An 18,176-nucleotide genomic window follows, 5' to 3' on the forward strand; every position below is an offset into this window, starting at 1 on the left:
CCGCTGCCACGCAAAACCCCAGTGTCAAGCCTGCCCCAGGAGCCAAGCCCAGACCCCCTCACGCCGAACCCCCCGTAGGGATGTGCTTCGTGAACTCCTCGTGGCCCGGCCACGTCAGTACCAACTCGCCCTCCTCCAAGCGCGCTTGCGCCAGTACCGGAGTGAGATCGCGCTCCGGGGCCGCCGCCAAGGTGTCCGCGGCCGTCCCGTAGTGGCTCAGTTGGCGCAGGGTCGCGATGGTGGGCGGCATCATCAGGAGGTCGCCCTTGTCGTATCCCTCCGTGGCCTCCGCCGGGGCGATCCACACCGTACGGTCGGCCTCCGTGGAGGCGTTGCGGGTGCGCTGCCCCTCCGGGAGGGCCGCCACGAAGAAGAACGTGTCGTAGCGCTTCGGCTCGAACTCCGGAGTGATCCAGCGAGCCCATGCGGCGAGCAGGTCGCTGCGCAGGACCAGGCCCCGGCGGTCCAGGAACTCCGCGAAGGAGAAATCGCGGGCCACCAGTGCCTCGCGGTCCGCCTCCCAGTCGTCGCCCGTGGTGTCGCCCACCACGGTCGACGGGGTGGGCCCGGCGAGCAGCACGCCCGCCTCCTCGTACGTCTCGCGGACAGCGGCGCACACGATCGCCTGGGCGCCCGGCTCGTCCACGCCGAGGCGCGCCGCCCACGTCGCGAGGGACGGGCCCGCCCAGCGCACGAGGTGGTCGTCGTCGCGCGGGTCCACACCGCCGCCCGGATACGCGTACGCGCCTCCGGCGAAGGCCATGGAGGCGCGTCTGCGCAGCATGTGTACGGCGGTGCCGGCCACGGAGTCCCGAAGGAGCATCACCGTGGCCGCCCGGCGCGGAGCCGCCGGCGTCAGTTCGCCGCTGCTCAGCGCACGGATACGGTCGGGCCACTCCGGGGGGTACCACTGCCCATTAGCCATGGGCGGAGGCTATCCCCTAGTGGGCTGATGTTCGAGAGGCAACTATCGGGTGCCAGAAGGCAGCGATCAGGCTCCGTCGAGGGCGTCGAGAGCGTCGACGGCTCGACTACGCCTCGGTCAGTTCCACCTGGATCTCGACCTCGACCGGCGCGTCGAGCGGCAGGACCGCCACGCCGACCGCGCTGCGGGCGTGCACGCCCTTGTCGCCGAGCACCTCACCCAGCAGCTCGCTCGTGCCGTTGATCACCGCGGGCTGGCCCGTGAAGTCGGGGGCCGACGCCACGAAGCCGACGACCTTCACGACGCGCGCGATCCGGTCAAGGTCACCGGCGATGGACTTCACCGCGGCGAGGGCGTTCAGACCGCACGTGCGGGCCAGTTCCTTGGCCTCTTCGGGCGTCACCTCCGCGCCGACCTTGCCGGTCACCGGAAGCTTGCCTTCCACCATCGGGAGCTGCCCCGAGGTGTAGACGTACACACCGGACTGGACCGCCGGCTGGTAGGCGGCCAGCGGCGGCACGACCTCGGGCAGGGTCATGCCCAGCTCGGCGAGCTTCGCCTCGACGTTGCCGCTCATGCCTGCTTCTCCCGCTTCAGGTAGGCCACGAGCTGCTCAGGGTTGTTCGGCCCGGGCACGACCTGGACGAGCTCCCAGCCGTCCTCGCCCCAGGTGTCCAGAATCTGCTTCGTGGCATGGACGAGCAGCGGCACGGTTGCGTATTCCCACTTGGTCATATGGCCGACTGTAGCCGTTGTGAGGCGCTGCTCACGGTGGCCTCCTGCTTAGCCCGAGCGGCGACTGGTTAGGCTCGGAAGTGTGAGCAGGCTCCAGGTCGTCAGCGGCAAGGGCGGTACCGGCAAGACCACGGTGGCCGCCGCACTCGCGCTCGCCCTCGCGACGGAGGGCAAGCGCACCCTCCTCGTGGAGGTGGAGGGCAGACAGGGCATCGCGCAGCTCTTCGAGACCGAAGCGCTGCCGTATGAGGAGCGGAAGATCGCCGTCGCTCCCGGGGGCGGGGAGGTGTATGCCCTCGCCATCGATCCCGAACTGGCGCTGCTCGACTACCTCCAGATGTTCTACAAGCTGGGGGGCGCCGGACGGGCGCTCAAGAAACTCGGCGCCATCGACTTCGCCACCACCGTCGCGCCGGGCCTGCGGGACGTCCTGCTGACCGGCAAGGCCTGCGAGGCCGTACGCCGCAAGGACAAGAGCGGGCGTTACGCGTACGACTGCGTGGTGATGGACGCGCCGCCCACCGGCCGCATCACGCGCTTCCTGAACGTGAACGACGAAGTCGCGGGCCTTGCGAAGATCGGCCCCATACACAATCAGGCACAGGCCGTGATGCGCGTCCTCAAGTCCCCGGAGACCGCGGTCCACTTGGTGACGCTCCTCGAAGAGATGCCCGTCCAGGAGACCGCCGACGGGATCGCGGAGCTGCGCGCCGCCAAGCTCCCCGTAGGACGCGTCATCGTGAACATGGTGCGGCCCGCGCTGCTGGACGAGGCCGCACTCGAACTCGGGCTCGACCGGACGCCGCGTACCGCCATCGCCAAGTCCCTGTCCGCCGCCGGGCTCGGCGGGGCCCGCCGCGGAGGTGTTGCCGAGCGCCTGGTCGACCCGCTCCTGGAGCAGGCCGCCGAGTACGCCGAGCGGTACGCCCTGGAGGGCTCCCAGCGGGCCGTACTCGGCGAGCTGGGCCTCCCCCTGCACGAACTGCCGCTCCTTGCCGGGGGAATGGACCTGGCGGGGCTCTACGAACTCGCCACGGAACTGCGGAAGCAAGGGATCGCATGACCAGGGATCGCATGACCTCGGACCCGGCACGACACCCGGACACGGCACGCCCCCTGGACCCGGCCCGCACGCTCGACGTGGACGCCCTGCTCGACGACCCGAAGACCCGCATCGTGGTGTGCTGCGGCTCCGGAGGCGTCGGCAAGACGACCACGGCGGCCGCGCTCGGCCTGCGCGCCGCCGAACGGGGCCGCAAGGTCGTCGTCCTGACCATCGACCCGGCGCGCAGGCTCGCCCAGTCCATGGGGATCGACTCGCTCGACAACGTCCCGCGCCGGGTCAAGGCCGTCGACGGAGACGGCGAGCTGCACGCCATGATGCTCGACATGAAGCGCACGTTCGACGAGATCGTCGAGGCGCACGCGGACAAGGAGCGGGCGGGCGCGATCCTCAACAACCCCTTCTACCAGTCGCTTTCGGCGGGCTTCGCGGGCACGCAGGAGTACATGGCGATGGAGAAGCTGGGGCAGCTGCGCTCTCGCGACGAGTGGGACCTGATCGTCGTCGACACGCCGCCCTCGCGCTCGGCCCTGGACTTCCTCGACGCCCCGAAGCGCCTCGGTTCCTTCCTGGACGGGAAGCTGATCCGGGTGCTCATGGCCCCGGCGAAGGTGGGCGGCCGGGCCGGGATGAAGTTCCTGAACGTCGGGATGTCGATGATGACGGGGGCCCTGGGCAAGCTGCTCGGCGGTCAACTCCTGCGTGACGTCCAGACGTTCGTGGCCGCGATGGACACCATGTTCGGCGGCTTCCGCACCCGCGCGGACGCCACGTACCGGCTGCTTCAGGCGCCGGGGACGGCATTCCTTGTGGTGGCGTCGCCGGAGCGGGATGCCCTGAGGGAGGCGGCGTACTTCGTGGAGCGCCTGGCGGCGGACGACATGCCGCTCGCCGGTCTCGTGCTCAACAGGGTGCACAGCAGCGGCGCCGCTCAGCTCTCGGCCGAGCGGGCGCTTGCCGCCGCGGAAAATCTTGAGGAGAGCCGCATTGTGGATCAGGAGGACGGGAAGGAAGGTGTTCGTAGCTCCCGCGAGGCTTCCCACGAGGCGCCCGGCAACTCCCCCGAGGCCTCCGGCAGTTCCGAGACCCCCGCACCTTCTGACACACCTTCCGAAGAGACCTCTGAAGCCTCCGCCGAACCTGATGACGCTCAGCAGCCCGTGGCACAGCTGACCGCCGGTCTGCTGCGACTGCACGCGGAACGCATGCAGCTGCTCGCGCGCGAACAGCGCACGCGCGATCGCTTCACCGCGCTTCACCCCGAGGTGGCCGTGGCCGAAGTGACGGCGCTGCCGGGCGACGTGCACGACCTGGCAGGCCTTCGGGCCATCGGGGAACGGCTCGCGGCCGGTGCTGATGGTGATTCGGCCGGAGCTGCCTGAGCAGCAGGTTTCACCCACGCCACGCGGCTGGTGGGCTCCCCCAGGGGGTTGTTCCCACCGCCACGCGGCCGACGGGCGCTAACCCACCGCCGCGTAGCTCTCGTACGTCTCGTCGTCCTCCAAGTCCACGGGCAGCAGGCCCGCGCCACGCTCGTACTCGGAGCGCGCCGTCTCCAGCAGACGGCGCCAAGAGGTGACCGTGGGACGCCTGCGCAGCAGTGCGCGGCGCTCCCGCTCAGTCATGCCACCCCACACGCCGAACTCGACGCGGTTGTCCAGCGCGTCGGCCAGGCACTCCGTGCGCACCGGGCAGCCGGTGCACACCGCCTTGGCCCTGTTCTGCGCTGCTCCTTGAACGAACAGTTCATCTGGATCGGTAGTGCGGCAGGCCGCCTGCGCACTCCAGTCGGTTACCCAGCCCATACCGGCGCCGTCCTCTCCCGAATCGAGGCTCCCCCACGGCGGCAGCGGCATATTCACCGCCGCCAGTTGAGGACGTTACGGAAGGTGGGCACAGCGCAACACCCCCTTCGGGCCCAATCTTGAATGGCCCGAACGGACTATGCGTAAGCGGCAGATCACCCGACGGAGTGAGCTGGCGACATGCGTGATTAACCCGGCAAATGCGGGCACTTCAGCTGAGTCACAACGGGCATCGAATGCCGCATGAGGCGAATTCGGACACACTTTCCCTGACGCTTGAAGAGCGTGGGAAGTCCCCGTTCGGGATTCGGGACCGACGGAGGGCTTGTTGCCGAACCGCACTGCTGTGACAGTTGAGAGCAGCTTAGGCCAAGGCATTGAGGCGTGTCCGGCGAATCAGAACGTAGGCTGCCCCCATGGGAAAGAAGCGCTCGGGCGGTGGTCTGTCACCAACTCAGCAGGCCGCGAAGTTCCTAGGAGTCAGCGTGCTCGCGGGAGCCGTGCTGGCAGGTATCGCCCTGCCCGCGGCCGGCGCGCTCGGCCTCGCGGCGAAGGGCTCGGTGGAGGAGTTCGATGACATTCCCTCCAACATGGAGCAGCCGCCGCTGAGTCAGCGCACCACGATCCTCGACAGCGAGGGCGGCTCCATCGCCACGGTCTACTCGCGTGACCGCACGGTGGTCCCCCTCAAGGAGATCTCGCCGTACATGCAGAAGGCGATCGTCGCGATCGAGGACTCGCGCTTCTACGAGCACGGCGCGATCGACGCGAAGGGCATCCTGCGCGCGCTGAACCAGAACGCGCAGAGCGGCGGCGTCTCCCAGGGCGCCTCCACGCTCACCCAGCAGTACGTGAAGAACGTCTTCGTCGAGGAGGCCGGTGACGACCCGACGAAGGTCGCCGAGGCCACCCAGCAGACCCTCGGGCGCAAGATCCGCGAGCTGAAGTACGCGATCCAGGTGGAGGAAAAGCTCGGCAAGAAGCGCATCCTCAGCAACTACCTGAACATCACCTACTTCGGGCAGCAGGCGTACGGAGTCGAGGCCGCGGCCCAGCGCTACTTCTCCAAGCCCGCCAAGGACCTCCAGGTCCAGGAGGCCGCGCTGCTCGCCGGCATCGTGCAGTCCCCCAGCCGGTACGACCCCGTGAACGACACGGAGGAAGCCACCAAGCGCCGCAACGTAGTGCTGCAGCGGATGGCGGAGACGCACGACATCACGCAGGCGGAGGCCGAGGAGGCGAAGAAGAAGCCGCTCGGCCTGAAGGTGAGCAGGCCGAAGAACGGCTGCATCACGGCGGTCAGCGGCGCCGGGTTCTTCTGTGACTACGTACGCGAGGTGTTCCTCTCCGACCCGGTCTTCGGCAAGACCAAGGAGGAGCGGGCCAAGGTCTGGAACCAGGGCGGTCTGCGCGTCAAGACCACGCTCGACCCACAGGCACAGCAGTCCGTCCAGGCCTCGATAAAGGATCACGTCTACCAGTCCGACGACGTGGCGACGGCTGCCACCATCGTCGAGCCGGGCACCGGCAAGATCCTGGGCATGGGCCAGTCGCGGCCCTACGGCTTCAAGAAGGACGAGACCACGATCAACCTGTCCGTGGACGACGCCATGGGCGGCGGCGCGGGCTACCAGCCGGGATCGACGTTCAAGCCGATCGTGGCCGCGGCGGCCCTGGAGGGCGGAATGCCGCCCACGAAGAGCTACGGCTCCCCGTACGAGATGCCGTATCCGGACAGCGTCGCGGCGTGCGACGGCAAGAAGTGGCTCAACTCGGGGGGCGCGAAGCTCACCAACGAGAACGAGTCCGAGGTCGGCCCGTACGACATGCGGGAAGCGACCGCGAAGTCGGTCAACACCTACTACGTCGAGATGATCGGCGACATCGGGATCTGCCCGGTGACACAGATGGCCGAGAAGATGGGCGTCGAGCGCGCCGACGGCCGGAAGATCGACCAGGCGCCGTCGATCGCGCTCGGCACCCAGGAGATGTCGCCGCTGACGATGGCGGGCGCGTACGCCACGTTCGCGGCGCGCGGCAAGCACTGCACGCCCGTCGCCATCGAGTCGATCGCCGGTCCTGGCGGCAAGTCGCTGCCGGTGCCGAAGTCGACGTGCTCGCGCGCGATGTCGACGAAGACGGCGGACACGATCAACACCCTCCTGAAGGGCGTGGTCGAGGACGGAACCGGCAAGCAGGCCGGCCTCGGCTCCCGCGCGAGCGCGGGCAAGACGGGTACGACCGACTACCGCTACGCCGCCTGGTTCGTGGGCTACACCCCGAACATGTCGGGCGCGGTCTGGGTCGGCGACCCGCAGCACAAGCGGCGAATGGTCAACATCCCCATCGGCGGAGTCACGTACGACAAGGTCTTCGGTGGTGAGGTCCCGGGTCCGATCTGGCGGGACGCGATGAGCGGAGCGCTCGCGGGCAAGCCCGCGCCGGGCTTCAACACGATCCACATCCCGGACGGCGCCAAGGACAAGGACAAGGACGAGCACGACGACGACAACAAGCCCGGCGGCGGCGGTCACGGCGGTGGCGGCAACAACGGCGGCGGGGGCGACACCGGTGGCGGCGGCGATCCTTGGCCGGACATCTCCCTGCCGCCGGATGTCATCGGCGGCGGTGGGAACGGCGGGAATGGCGGAAACGGTGGGAACGGCAATGGGGGCGGGATCGGCGGCTGGGGCCGGTAGTCCGCGTAAGCCGCGGTAGGCCGCAGCAGGCCGGGGCTCCGGTACGACGATGAGGGCGCCCCCTGGAGCAGGGGGCGCCCTCATCGTTTCCGTACGTATGTGTGCGGTGGGGTGGGGCGCGGTGGGGTGGTGCGCGGTCAGCTACGCACGTGTGTGATCAGCCAACGCCAACGACGCACGTGTGTGATCAGCCCGCGAGCAGCTTCTTCACCACGGCGGCGACGCGGCCGCCCTCCGCCAGGCCCGCGACCTTCGGGTTCACGATCTTCATGACCTGGCCCATGGCGCGCGGCCCCTCCGCGCCGGCGGCCTTGGCCTCCTCGACGGCCTGGGCGACGATCGCGTGGAGCTCGTCCTCGGAGAGCTGCTTCGGCAGGTACTCGGCGAGGATCTCGCCCTCCGCCTTCTCCTTCGCGGCCTGCTCGGCGCGACCGCCCTGGGCGAAGGCCTCCGCGGCCTCGCGGCGCTTCTTGGCCTCGCGAGCGATCACCTTCTGCACTTCATCGTCGGAGAGCTCGCGGGCCGTCTTGCCCGAGACCTCCTCCTTCGTGATGGCGGTAAGGGTCAGCCGGAGCGTCGAGGAGCGCAGCTCGTCACGCCCCCTGATCGCGGCGGTGAGGTCTTCCTGAAGCTTCGACTTGAGCGTGGTCATGCGGTGATTGTCGCAGGTGCGTACGGCCCGACGCCCGCTGATTTACGGGGCCTTCGGGTCTGACACGATGGGTGGATGCGCGTGCAATACGCAGTACCCCTGGGAATCACGGCGACGGTCGCCGCCGGTCTGGCCTACTCGGTGGGCTTCGAAGCCCGCTCCTTCCGACTGCGACGGGTCACCGTGCCGGTGCTCCCGCCGGGGATGCGACCGCTCAGAGTCCTCCAGGTGTCGGACATCCACATGGTGTCCGGGCAACGCAAGAAGCAGCGCTGGCTGCGCTCGCTCGCGGGTCTTCGCCCCGACTTCGTGATCAACACCGGGGACAACCTCTCCGACCCGGAGGGCGTGCCGGAGACGCTGGACGCGCTCGGCCCGCTGATGCAGTTCCCCGGGGCGTACGTCTTCGGCTCGAACGACTACTACGGCCCCAAGCCGCGCAACCCTGTCCGCTACCTGATCGAGAAGTCGCAGGGCAAGCACGGCCTGAACGGCAACGCACCCGCCGTCGGCGTGATCCACAACCCGTGGGAGGACCTGCGCGACGGCTTCGACGCCGCGGGCTGGGTGAACCTCACGAACACGCGGGGCGCCCTGAAGGTCGAGGGCTACGAGATCGGCCTCACCGGCCTGGACGACCCGCACATCAAACGCGACCGGTACGCGCGCGTGGCGGGCGGTCCCGACGCGGGCGCCGACTTCTCGATGGGCATCGTGCACGCCCCGTACCTGCGCACCCTCGACGCCTTCACGGCCGACGGCTACCCCTTGATCCTCGCGGGCCACACCCACGGCGGCCAGGTGTGCATCCCCTTCTACGGGGCGCTGGTCACCAACTGTGACCTGGACACGGAGCGCGTGAAGGGCCTGTCGAGGCACGAGGCGGAGGGCCGGACGTCCTTCATGCACGTCTCGGCGGGCTGCGGCGCGAACCGCTACACCCCCATGCGCTTCGCGTGCCCCCCGGAGGCGACACTCCTGACGCTGACGGCCCGGAACTGAGGCCTCGGGCCGCGGGTCCCCGGCACGGGATGCCAGGGGCCCGAAAACCGGATTTCGTCTCCGGGCGCCGGTCCGCTAAAGTAATCGATGTCGCCACGGCCAGCAGCAATGCGGGCCGGTGGAGCAACGACATCGGGGTGTAGCGCAGCTTGGCAGCGCGCTTCGTTCGGGACGAAGAGGTCGTGGGTTCAAATCCCGCCACCCCGACAGCTGAAACACCAGGTGAGGCACCTACGGATTTTCGTAGGTGCCTCACTTGTTTCTGCGTGCGTGTCTATCTGCGTGACTAGCGCTCCGGGGCCCGCCTGAAGATGCCGTCCATGACCACGGCGCCGGTCTGAATCACAGGCCGGATCTGCTTCCGATAGACCTCCTCGGTCACGGCCGTCCCCGAGTGGCCGACGAGGCGGGAGATCTCTTCCAGGGGCACGCCACTGTCGGAGAGCAGCGAGACGAAGCTGTGCCGGAGCTCCCGGGGCGTCCACTCGTCGGTGTCGATTCCCTCCGCGTCCTTGAGGGCCACCCGGAAGGCACGGCGGACGTTGGTCGCGTCCAGCGGCTCACCGACAGCCGAGGAGAAGACGAGCCAACGCCACTGCACTCCGTGTCCGTAGCGGAAGTAGCGGTACGCGAGGACGGCCGACTCCTGGCCCTCGACGAGGCGTACGGCGCGAAGTCCTGGAAGAGACGGGCATCCACATCGAGGTGGACGAGCTCACCGGGGTCTACAAGAACACGACCCGAGGCATCGTGGCGCTGGTCTTCCGCTGCAAGCCGGTCGGCGGCACCGAGCGCACGTCCAGCGAATCAACTGCAGTCGACTGGCTCACGCCCGAGGAAGTCGCCGGGTGGATGCCCGAGGTCTACGCGATCCGGCTCCTGGACGCCCTAGATGGGGCAGGCCCTCACGTGCGAAGCCATGACGGCAAGCGCCTGACGCCGACGCGATAGAACCTTCCCTACTTCATCAAGGCCCGCGCACAGCGCGGGCGCGCGCCGCCTCGACGGCGCGGCCTGCCTCCTGTCTCCGCCCCGGCTGGCCGCGCCAGGCGGCGCGCAACGTGCAACGGCGGGACGTCATTCGCGGGCACAAGATGATGCCTCCGGCGGGGGATCGGCCGACACCGGGAGCATCGGGGCACCGTCGCCGAGTGCGAGTCCGTGGGTGGTGCCAGGTGGTGGGCTTCCGTCCCGTACGCCATCGACCCAGGCGGAGCCGAGCAGACGCGGCCCAGGGGCGTCAAGGTCGTTCGTACAGTGGCGCGCTCCACCTTGACGCCCCTGAACCACGCCCGCTCCACGGTGTGTGGGTCGACGGCGTACGGGACGGAAGCTGGGTGGTATATCGCGTGATCGGGTACGCAACTTCTGAGGGCGAGGACGACCGCGATCTAAGCTACCGGGTTACTCCCCAACGACCCTGGACCATTTTCCGAGCGCAGCAGTTTTTCGAAGTACGCCCTCAACCGCCTTCGGGGCCAAGCGCCATAAACCGCGATGATTTATGCGAATTCTATTGCCGTACGGTTTGTCGCCTGCGTTGAAATTTCGCCACGTTCCATTCTGTCGCCGCTCCCGGGATGGAAGTACGTCGACTAATCCGTAAGCAGCAAGCGCCTGTGTAGTGTCATGCACATCACGTGATAGGCCGAATAGTCCAGCCCGCTGCCGCCAGAGACCGGTAACCCATTCGCTCTCTGCACTCAGGCTAAGCCACATGAAGTAGGCCGCAATCTCACTCTTAGTGAGCAGATGCACCCAGCCGCGGGTGAAGAACTGAAATGGGACGTTAATGACGGCTTCGTGTTCCCGCGGTACGCGATACTCTACGAAACTTGCAGCTGAGCTGACGGCATCCTCGGATAGGAGCTTGAATCCTTCATACCTATTCCTAACTCCCGGGTCACCGATATCGACCAGTCTGTGATTTGATAGCAGATTCAGCGATGAGCGGAGTTGCCGAGTCTTGTTCGCCGTGTATGACGAGGGGCGCCCCCCTCCAGTGCTTGATTTGGCCGACACTGCCATCAGGTCAACCCACGCGATACCCTTACTTCGCTTAGTGATCGGTATTTCATTTACCCATCTCGCCCCTGAACGAGCTTGAGTCTGCGCTGCAAATAGCGCCACCAGGTGGAATTTCAGCGCCACTCCCTGCGGTAGAAGGAGCTTGGCCAGCGGTGGAAGGATGCGCTCTGCCGGGCGACGCCGTTCGTCGAATTCAACGAACGACGGAAATGCGTGCGGTGACCATAAGTCACCGTAAGGGATCGCGCTGTTCCGAAAATAGGGAGTTCGGATTCGCACTGAAGGACCGGATTTCCCTTCAAAATGCAGCCCTTCTAACGCTGCGAGCACGTCCAGTAGCCCTCTTTGCTTTACGAGTTCTCTGACTTCATCCGCCCGCTTCAGGGCTCTCGCTTGAGTCTGTGTCGCAACCATCCGCTCTTACCCCCAAGCTGTGACGTCTTGGTCCGTCCCTTGTGAAGATGCGCGCGCACGCGCGCGGACTAGGCGGACCAAGACGTCACAGGACAGTCCGGCCACACCCGCTGCAAGGTGCTCAGATTGACCCAGCCGCAGATCGGCGGCTGAAGAGTGAAGGCGGTAGCGCCACTACGCATCCACCGCCTCCACTCACCCAGCAACAGCAACCTTGGAGGATACTGTGCCCACCCAGCCTAAGTACCTTGGCTCTGACATCGGTGCGTTCGTCGCAATCATCTTCGTCGGAGTCGTCCTCATCATGAGTCGCAGTGCAAGCGTCGCTGAGCTGACATCTCTCTGCGGGCTCTATGTGGCCTGGATCAGTCGCCCGCGTCGCGACCAGCACCGGCTCTCCTGGTCGGCTGGGAACCGTTCGTGAACGGCAGGGCTTGTGATGCGCGACGGTGGACACGGTCGATCTGAAGGCTGACGCTGCCCTGGCCTCGCGCTACGAAGGAGGCTTGTGGAGCCGCCTAGCGATGGCTCTCGTTGCGCGTCCCGCACAACAAGGCGAAGGCGGCGAGGTGTAGTCGGCCTACCCCCTCCCATGCACCACACTCCGTCCCAGTTTTCCGTCTCATTCAGCCCCGTGCGCGACTGTTCATGGTCGGACACCAGCACCAACAGGCGCACCGGGCGGATGGGCATGAGCGCGGGTGGACGTCCCCGAGTGCCACTTCCCGACCGACGAGCACAGCGGGAAAGCGTGTCGGTCTCTAGTAGGGGCGCAGGCGCAGGTAGTGGTCGTGTCTCACTGGGGGGCGTTGCGCTCACCGCTCAGAGGTGACCGCGGCTGATCGCTACGCGAAGCGCCTCGCGCAATGCTCCCGTCAGGTCCCTCACCAGAAGACGCAGCGCCTCCGGCTCCGCATGCTCGTCACCCAGTACTTCCATGGCCTGCTCCAGCAGTTCGGCCGCCATGCCGAGCTGTACCGCCTCGATGTTGTCCGCCAAGCGGGACATGTGGCCATCGCTGTCGTCGGTGCTGAGATAGCAAGGCTTGCCCCCCGGCCCCGACCACGGGAGGAGGCGCAGCTCGTTTCGGGTTGTCATCTATCCGTCCATCGATCGTCGGTCACATGGCGGGTGGTGAAGACCGCATCGGCGCGGTCCCCTGGAAGCACCAGGAGCGCAGCCTCGACCACGCGACCGGTGCTGTCGGCTGTCACGCGTGTGATCGCGAGAACCGCCAGGGCGGAGCTGATTCGCAGGGTTGAGGCTTCGTCTGGTGTCGGGAGGCGAGCGCTGGCTGTCTCCTGGACTTCGGCCGACGTCGGGCGCAGTGCTGCGAATCTCGCCTCTGCTCCCTCGTACGGGCGCGGCTCGTTAAACACGGCGGCCGGCGCCAGGTCGCGAGGGACGTAGATGCGGGCCAGGCTGTGCGGCGACTTCGCCTCGTAGCTGACGCAGTGGAACTCCGTCAGGGGGCTACCAGTCGGCACCTGCAATAGAGCTGTCAGATGACCCCGCGCCCGGATCTTGGTGGTGCGGACTGTGATGCGCAGAGCTGCGTCAGGGGCGGTCTGCGGGGCCTGCGCGCCCCAGCCGCCGAGGTAGGTGATTCTGCGGAGGGGGCGACGAACGAAGTTCCCCTTGCCGTGGATCTTCTCGACTAGGCCCTCTCCTTGGAGCATTGCCAGCGCGCTCCGCAACGTTGCGGTGCTGACCTCGTATTGGGCGGCTAGTTGGGTCTCGGACGGGAGGCGTTCGCCGGGCTTGAGTCGACCGGTCGTGATCTGGTTGCGTAGGTCATTGGCGATGCCGTGACGACGAGAAGGCATGGGCTTGATCACCGCCTTCTCGTCATGCGAAGCGCGACGAGTCGGGTTCGCGGGTGCATGGTCAGCAACTCGCCCGACTCGAATACGAGTTGCTTGGCGCCGTGGGGCAATTGGAAGAGGTCGGTCACGCGGCAAGGCTGGCCGCCGACTTGGATGACGTCGCCGCGCTGCACGCTGGCTGCGGTGATCTCGACCGTGGAGGCCAGCGCGCCGCTGGGGGCCCATCCCCTCACCGCAGTACCTCCATGGGTTTCGGCTGGTTGGCCGTCGCGTGGCAGGGGCAACCGCATGCCTCGTAGACCACGGGAACGTCAACGGGTGCTGTGGCGGAGGAGGACTCCGCGCATGCGTGGTGCGTACCGATCCGGCACGCGCTCGACCGGTAGGGGATGGCCTCCGTGGGCGTGATGCGGGGGCGCTGGCTGGGTGGCATCAGCAGGCACCCGCCAGGGTGCACCAGGGGCGAGGTACGGCAGTCGGGTGCTGCCGTACACGCTCCTCACAGACAAGTAAGAGGGCACGTTCGATGCCGATGAACACTCTGCTCAGCTCCTATCGCTGATGGCCTGGTCCGCCGACATCGCCCGTCGTCGGGACCGTCTTGCGTACGACCGCCCAGAGAGTGCGGTCGTTCAAGCTGGTGGCGAGAAGCCCGAATCGGTCGGCCTCCGCCACCACTTCCAGGGCCTCCCGCCATGACTCGGTGGAGAGCGATTCCGGCACCTCCGCTTCGATCGACGTGTCTCGGTTGTGCTCCTCCATGCGCGTGGTGAGCCCGAGGGCCGATAACCGAGCCGCGATGGCCTCCGCGCTCACTTCTGAAGCAGGCACAGCAGCCTCCGTCATCGGCGATCACTTTGAGTTATGCTAGTTAACTAGATTAGAGCTAGTGGACTAGATTTTCCATATGCCTGAGCAGCCGCCTTATCTCCGCATCGCCGACGAACTGCGGCGGCGGGTCGCGGAGCGCGAGTGGACGCCCGGAGACCGGCTCCCTTCCCGCGCCCAGATCGCCCAGGAGTGTGGCGTGGGCGAGAACGTCGTGCGTCGGGCCCAGGAGCTGCTGATCTCCCAGGGAGTACTGGAGGGGCGCGCCGGTTCTGGCACCTACGTCGCCGAGCCCCGGCAGCGCGTGCGGGTCGTCCGGTCAGCGGCGCGTGAGCAGCCTCAGAGCTCCCCGTTCCGGGCAGACATGAAGGCTGTGGGCAAGCAAGGGGACTGGGAGAGTCGGACCGATGCCAAAGTTCCGGCGCCGGCCGAGGTCGCCACGCGTCTCGGGATTGCCGAGGGTGAGCTGTGCATCCGTACTGCCTACGAGTTCTTCGCCGACGGCAAGCCGGTGCAGCTGTCGACGAGTTGGGAGCCGTACGAACTCACTGGCGGCACTCTCGTCGTCCTCCCCGAGGGAGGCCCACATGCTGGGGCGGGAGTCGTGAACCGCATGGCCGCGATCGGCATCACCGTCAGCCACGCAGTGGAGCAACCGGAGCCGCGGCAAGCGACCGCCGAAGAGGCGTCACTCCTGGGCATCCAGAAAGCGGCGCTGGTCACTCACATCCGCCGTACGTACTACAGCAACGAGAGTCAGCCCGTGGAGACGGCGGACATCGTGGTGCCCGCAGCTCTCTGTGAAATCGTCTACGAGATTCCGATCAGCCGCTAGCAGAGCATTTCGTCCACCATCGCCCCAGGCAAAGCCGAGCAGGTGTGCCCCCATGCCGTCCAGGTCGTTCGTACAGTGGTGCGCTCCACCTGGACGCCATGAGCCACGCCAGCTCCACGGTGTGTGGGTCGACGGCGGACAAGATGGGAGCTGGTGAGACTGGTGGGGAAAGAGCTGCTCTTCACTGACCGATCGTCAAACTCAAGGTCACCAGGCCGCGGGTACCGCAGACTGTACCTATGGACGCAGGTCTCGCAGCGGTTCTTGGCGCAGCAGTGGGCGCATGCGGCACCGCCCTCGCAGCAGGGGTCGCGGGGTTCTTCTCACGAACCCAGACGCTGCTTCAGCTAGCAGCTCAACAACAGCAGACCGAGCGGCAGATACGTGCTGAACTGGCAACACAGTTGCGAGAGCCTCGACGGCAGGCGTACGCCAGTTACGCAGCAGAGGCCACGGCGAGGCTGGATGCACTGTGGTGGGTACACGATGCGTTGTCTCAAAGCCCGCCGCATCATGAAGCAGCCGAAGAGCGGCTTAGGGCCAGTTTTGGGCCATCCAGCAGCACTGCCTACGAGCGAGTCCTACTTGAGGGCCCCGAAGAAGTCGCCTTAACTGCAGCAGACCTAGCAGCCGCAATCGAAGATGCGACGCACATCTCGCTCACCTGGATCATGGATCTTGAGGCAGGCTCGGAGCCTCTTCAGCGGGACTATGCAGCGGAGCTGGGTCGAGCCACTGACACAGCCAAGCAGTGTCGACGAAACTTCCGCATGGTCGCCATGGATGCCGTTCGCTCAGATGGCAGACAGCCCGAATCGGATCAAGCGCACGTCCGAACGGCTGCAATCTTCCAACGGCTCCGGAGGTAGCGAGCCGACAGTGTTCGCCCGTCCTACGCTCGAAACTTCGGGCGGCACAAGAACATCTACTCAGAGCACCAGGTCCGCCAAGGACTGAGCGACAAGACCGAGTGCGACGAAGAACCAACCGAGCACCTGCTCGTGCAAGCCACGGATGTCGCCGTGCTTGGCCTCTTCGTCCAAGGATGAGATGCGGGTCTCTAGACCCGAAGCGACTCGTTGGTCTGCCTCGCGGCGAGAGTCCGCTTCCTCTTTGAGGTTGTGCTCAACATCCTGAGCGAGTCGGTAGACCTGGTTCAGGCGGCGCTCGATCTCGGTCGCGAAGGCTGCTGGATCTTGTGTCGCGTCCGGCAGTGGGCCGTACTGGAAGAGGCCGCGTACGTTCATTGCGGCCGAGACTTCCATGGCAGTGCCGAGAGTCCCCGTCACGGGAGGGGAAGGACGCCTTAGCAGACGGCGCACTCCACGAACCAGCGCAGTCCACCACCGGCTGAGCATCGCGGCTTCGGTCGCCAGCACCCGGTTGAAGAACCGTTCACCGGGCGCGGCAGAGCTCTTGAAGGTTCGGCGGAAGCCGTCAGCAGCAGCGCCCAGGCCGAGGGTCTGAAAGGCAATACTGGCCACAGTGAACGCAGTTTCAGCAGACACTGGATCATCATGAGAGCGCAGACGAGATCACTTCAGGCGATCGGTCAATGTGTGCCCTCTGCAGCCAGGGCGGGCAACATCAGGTGAGTGTCTAACTGAGTGACAACGGCGACGCACAACCGCGAACAACCGTGGGCGCCAGCGGACCATCAACGCAGGTGACGGGCACACCAGTCCAAGCACAGCCGCCCACCCAAGTTGCTTCGGGACGAAGAGGTCGTGGGTTCAAATCCCGCCACCCCGACAGCTAAGCAGCACGTCAGAGGGCCGGTACTGGATTCAGTGCCGGCCCTCTGGCTTTGCGTTTCTGGCTAGGGTGCTGTGGCCGAGCCGTCGTAGACGTTCTTCGGGGTGGCGACCGCTGTGATCGCGCGGGCGAGCAGGGTGGATGGTTCCTGGCCCTGGCTCTCGATGTCGGTGTTCATCATGATGACCAGGGTGGCCTTCTGTGACGGGAGGTAGACCGTCACCGTCTCGTAGCCGGGGATGGAGCCGTTGTGGCCGATCCAGCCGTTCGTCTTGAGGATGCCTAGACCGTAGGTGGTGCCGGGGAAGCCGGTGGGCAGCGTCTTGAGGCGTTGCTCTTGGGTCTTCTGGGTGAGCAGTTGTCCGGTGGCGACCGACTTGGCCCAGTGCCGCAGGTCCTGCAGGTTCGAGATCATCGCCCCGGCCGCCCAGGCCCAGCTGGGGTTCCAGTTCGTGGCGTCCGCGACCTCGCCGCTCAGGGTTTGGTTCGTGTAGCCGCGCGGGTGCGGGTGGGGGAACTCGTTGCCCCTCGGGAACAGCGTGTTGTGCAGGTGCGCCGGGTGCAGCACGCGGTGGTGGATGACGTCGGCGAGGGGGCGGCCGCTCACCTTTTCGATCACCATGCCCAGCAGTACGAGGTTGGAGTTGGAGTACTGGAACTTCTTGCCCGGAGCGAAGGTGTTGCGGTGCTTGAAGCCGTACGCGAGGGACTGGCGCGGGGTGAAGGTGCGCTGCGGGTCGCTCAGCAGGTCGCGGACGAAGCCGGGGTCCTCGGTGTAGGGGAACAGGCCGCTGCGCATCTCCGCGAGATGGCGCAGCGTGATGCGGTGGCCCTTCGGCACGCCCTTGACGTACGTGGAGATCGGATCGTCCAGCTTGACGCGCCCTTCGTCCACGAGCTGGAGCAGCGCGGTGACGGTGAACGTCTTGGTCTCGCTGCCGATCCGGACGAAGGAGTCAGCCGCCATCGGCTTGCCGGTCCTGGTGTCGGCGACGCCCATGGACCGTACGTAGCAGCCCTTGCCCGGCATCCACAGGCCGACGACGGCCCCGGGGATGCCCGCCTTCTTTCCGACGTCGTTCATGGTCTTGTCGAGGCGGGACGTGAGCTTGTGTCCCAGGCTGTTCGGGCAGTCGCCCTTGTCGGGGTGCGCGGCGACCGGCCGCTGATCGGCCACGGCGGGGTGAGCCGCCGTCGGCGCCCACAAGGACGCGACGAGCAGCGCTGCGCAGAGGGTACGGCGGGCGGTGGAACGTCTCATTCGGGGGCGCCTCTTCCAGACGGGGGCAGACGATACGAACATCACCACGTCAGCCCGCGACCCAGGCCCGATCGCCCGTCCCCGTGTCAAGAAGTCCACTCGTTCGGCGCCACCGCCCACCACTGCTCGCCGCACCGCGTCGATTCGGTGCCGGTCCCTCCCCTGTGGGGACCGGTACCGAACGACGCGGCCTGCATCGATCCGCGCCATGTCGGCGTATCGGCGCGGATCGAGGAAATACGGATCCGTAGTCCGCGTGACAACGGTCCGGAGGTGATCGGCGAAAACCAGCCGAGGCCGTGCGGCGTCGCGATCCACCTCTGCGAGTCACCCCGAGCTGGTGACCTG

General features: G+C 66.9%; 16 protein-coding genes, 1 tRNA gene and 2 pseudogenes. 7 read left to right on the forward strand and 12 right to left on the reverse strand.

Annotated features, from left to right (window positions below; translation table 11 throughout):
* Positions 1–58: 58 nt before the first annotated feature.
* The 3 genes from ACWGI2_RS25620 to ACWGI2_RS25630 all read right to left on the reverse strand — a co-directional run bounded on the left by ACWGI2_RS25620 (position 59) and on the right by ACWGI2_RS25630 (position 1,660).
* Positions 59–925 (reverse strand): NUDIX hydrolase, encoded by an 867-nt coding sequence (locus ACWGI2_RS25620; RefSeq protein ID WP_453397007.1) that lies wholly within the window; start codon positions 923–925, stop codon positions 59–61.
* Between the two features lie 106 nt (positions 926–1,031).
* Positions 1,032–1,502, reverse strand: coding sequence for a RidA family protein (locus ACWGI2_RS25625; protein ID WP_160506292.1), 471 nt, complete (start codon positions 1,500–1,502; stop codon positions 1,032–1,034).
* On the reverse strand, positions 1,499–1,660 hold the full coding sequence (locus ACWGI2_RS25630) for a DUF4177 domain-containing protein (RefSeq protein WP_003975360.1): 162 nt from the start codon (positions 1,658–1,660) through the stop codon (positions 1,499–1,501). Before ACWGI2_RS25630 ends, ACWGI2_RS25625 begins: the two co-directional genes overlap by 4 nt.
* 82 nt (positions 1,661–1,742) lie before the next feature.
* On the opposite strand from ACWGI2_RS25630, the gene ACWGI2_RS25635 reads away from it, so the two are divergent.
* Complete coding sequence (locus tag ACWGI2_RS25635; RefSeq protein ID WP_453697861.1) at positions 1,743–2,723, forward strand: ArsA-related P-loop ATPase; 981 nt, start codon at positions 1,743–1,745, stop codon at positions 2,721–2,723.
* An 11-nt stretch (positions 2,724–2,734) separates the two neighbouring features.
* Complete coding sequence (locus ACWGI2_RS25640; RefSeq protein WP_453698293.1) at positions 2,735–4,105, forward strand: ArsA family ATPase; 1,371 nt, start codon at positions 2,735–2,737, stop codon at positions 4,103–4,105.
* Between the two features lie 78 nt (positions 4,106–4,183).
* On the opposite strand, the gene ACWGI2_RS25645 is transcribed toward ACWGI2_RS25640, so the two are convergent.
* Positions 4,184–4,528: a WhiB family transcriptional regulator gene (locus ACWGI2_RS25645; protein WP_167828965.1), complete on the reverse strand. Its 345-nt coding sequence runs from the start codon at positions 4,526–4,528 to the stop codon at positions 4,184–4,186.
* 416 nt (positions 4,529–4,944) lie between these two features.
* Between ACWGI2_RS25645 and ACWGI2_RS25650 the strand changes: the two genes are divergently transcribed.
* Positions 4,945–7,227 (forward strand): transglycosylase domain-containing protein, encoded by a 2,283-nt coding sequence (locus tag ACWGI2_RS25650; RefSeq protein ID WP_453697862.1) that lies wholly within the window; start codon positions 4,945–4,947, stop codon positions 7,225–7,227.
* A gap of 187 nt (positions 7,228–7,414) precedes the next feature.
* Here ACWGI2_RS25650 and ACWGI2_RS25655 read toward each other — a convergent pair whose 3' ends face one another.
* Positions 7,415–7,879, reverse strand: a complete 465-nt coding sequence (locus ACWGI2_RS25655) for a GatB/YqeY domain-containing protein (RefSeq protein ID WP_453397004.1) — start codon at positions 7,877–7,879, stop codon at positions 7,415–7,417.
* A gap of 75 nt (positions 7,880–7,954) precedes the next feature.
* Here ACWGI2_RS25655 and ACWGI2_RS25660 point away from each other — a divergent pair, with 75 nt between their 5' ends.
* Together ACWGI2_RS25660 and ACWGI2_RS25665 are read left to right on the forward strand one after the other, a co-directional pair.
* Entirely contained in the window at positions 7,955–8,881 is a 927-nt protein-coding gene (locus ACWGI2_RS25660; protein WP_453697863.1) for a metallophosphoesterase, read from the forward strand.
* 133 nt (positions 8,882–9,014) lie between these two features.
* Positions 9,015–9,088: transfer RNA gene (locus tag ACWGI2_RS25665), tRNA-Pro, on the forward strand.
* 79 nt (positions 9,089–9,167) lie between these two features.
* Here ACWGI2_RS25665 and ACWGI2_RS25670 read toward each other — a convergent pair.
* Positions 9,168–9,467, reverse strand: a pseudogene (locus tag ACWGI2_RS25670) (tyrosine-type recombinase/integrase); the annotation flags it as partial.
* A 65-nt stretch (positions 9,468–9,532) separates the two neighbouring features.
* On the opposite strand from ACWGI2_RS25670, the pseudogene ACWGI2_RS25675 reads away from it, so the two are divergent.
* A pseudogene (locus tag ACWGI2_RS25675) lies at positions 9,533–9,832 on the forward strand (NUDIX hydrolase); the annotation flags it as partial.
* A 2,313-nt stretch (positions 9,833–12,145) separates the two neighbouring features.
* Here the strand turns inward: ACWGI2_RS25675 and ACWGI2_RS25680 are convergent.
* The 4 genes from ACWGI2_RS25680 to ACWGI2_RS25695 form a co-directional block, all read right to left on the reverse strand.
* Positions 12,146–12,421, reverse strand: coding sequence for a hypothetical protein (locus ACWGI2_RS25680; protein ID WP_453697864.1), 276 nt, complete (start codon positions 12,419–12,421; stop codon positions 12,146–12,148).
* On the reverse strand, positions 12,418–13,149 hold the full coding sequence (locus ACWGI2_RS25685; protein ID WP_453698295.1) for a GntR family transcriptional regulator: 732 nt from the start codon (positions 13,147–13,149) through the stop codon (positions 12,418–12,420). Before ACWGI2_RS25685 ends, ACWGI2_RS25680 begins: the two co-directional genes overlap by 4 nt.
* Positions 13,150–13,157: 8 nt before the next feature.
* Positions 13,158–13,382: a hypothetical protein gene (locus ACWGI2_RS25690; protein ID WP_453697865.1), complete on the reverse strand. Its 225-nt coding sequence runs from the start codon at positions 13,380–13,382 to the stop codon at positions 13,158–13,160.
* A 319-nt stretch (positions 13,383–13,701) separates the two neighbouring features.
* Complete coding sequence (locus ACWGI2_RS25695) at positions 13,702–13,980, reverse strand: hypothetical protein (protein ID WP_453698297.1); 279 nt, start codon at positions 13,978–13,980, stop codon at positions 13,702–13,704.
* 76 nt (positions 13,981–14,056) lie between these two features.
* On the opposite strand from ACWGI2_RS25695, the gene ACWGI2_RS25700 reads away from it, so the two are divergent.
* Positions 14,057–14,812 (forward strand): GntR family transcriptional regulator, encoded by a 756-nt coding sequence (locus ACWGI2_RS25700; protein WP_453697867.1) that lies wholly within the window; start codon positions 14,057–14,059, stop codon positions 14,810–14,812.
* 929 nt (positions 14,813–15,741) lie between these two features.
* On the opposite strand, the gene ACWGI2_RS25705 is transcribed toward ACWGI2_RS25700, so the two are convergent.
* Entirely contained in the window at positions 15,742–16,320 is a 579-nt protein-coding gene (locus ACWGI2_RS25705; protein ID WP_453697869.1) for a hypothetical protein, read from the reverse strand.
* Between the two features lie 311 nt (positions 16,321–16,631).
* Positions 16,632–17,828: a serine hydrolase domain-containing protein gene (locus tag ACWGI2_RS25710; protein WP_453697870.1), complete on the reverse strand. Its 1,197-nt coding sequence runs from the start codon at positions 17,826–17,828 to the stop codon at positions 16,632–16,634.
* Between the last annotated feature and the right edge of the window lie 348 nt (positions 17,829–18,176).

This window comes from Streptomyces sp. NPDC054866, assembly GCF_053610745.1.

Coding starts and splice junctions, on each gene's coding strand:
- ACWGI2_RS25630 (WP_003975360.1), bottom strand. CDS start 1,660: ATGACCAAGTGGGAATACGCAACCGTGCCGCTGCTCGTCCATGCCACG.
- ACWGI2_RS25655 (WP_453397004.1), bottom strand. CDS start 7,879: ATGACCACGCTCAAGTCGAAGCTTCAGGAAGACCTCACCGCCGCGATC.
- ACWGI2_RS25625 (WP_160506292.1), bottom strand. CDS start 1,502: ATGAGCGGCAACGTCGAGGCGAAGCTCGCCGAGCTGGGCATGACCCTG.
- ACWGI2_RS25685 (WP_453698295.1), bottom strand. CDS start 13,149: ATGCCTTCTCGTCGTCACGGCATCGCCAATGACCTACGCAACCAGATC.
- ACWGI2_RS25660 (WP_453697863.1), top strand. CDS start 7,955: ATGCGCGTGCAATACGCAGTACCCCTGGGAATCACGGCGACGGTCGCC.
- ACWGI2_RS25700 (WP_453697867.1), top strand. CDS start 14,057: ATGCCTGAGCAGCCGCCTTATCTCCGCATCGCCGACGAACTGCGGCGG.
- ACWGI2_RS25640 (WP_453698293.1), top strand. CDS start 2,735: ATGACCTCGGACCCGGCACGACACCCGGACACGGCACGCCCCCTGGAC.
- ACWGI2_RS25650 (WP_453697862.1), top strand. CDS start 4,945: ATGGGAAAGAAGCGCTCGGGCGGTGGTCTGTCACCAACTCAGCAGGCC.
- ACWGI2_RS25645 (WP_167828965.1), bottom strand. CDS start 4,528: ATGGGCTGGGTAACCGACTGGAGTGCGCAGGCGGCCTGCCGCACTACC.
- ACWGI2_RS25620 (WP_453397007.1), bottom strand. CDS start 925: ATGGCTAATGGGCAGTGGTACCCCCCGGAGTGGCCCGACCGTATCCGT.
- ACWGI2_RS25710 (WP_453697870.1), bottom strand. CDS start 17,828: ATGAGACGTTCCACCGCCCGCCGTACCCTCTGCGCAGCGCTGCTCGTC.
- ACWGI2_RS25680 (WP_453697864.1), bottom strand. CDS start 12,421: ATGACAACCCGAAACGAGCTGCGCCTCCTCCCGTGGTCGGGGCCGGGG.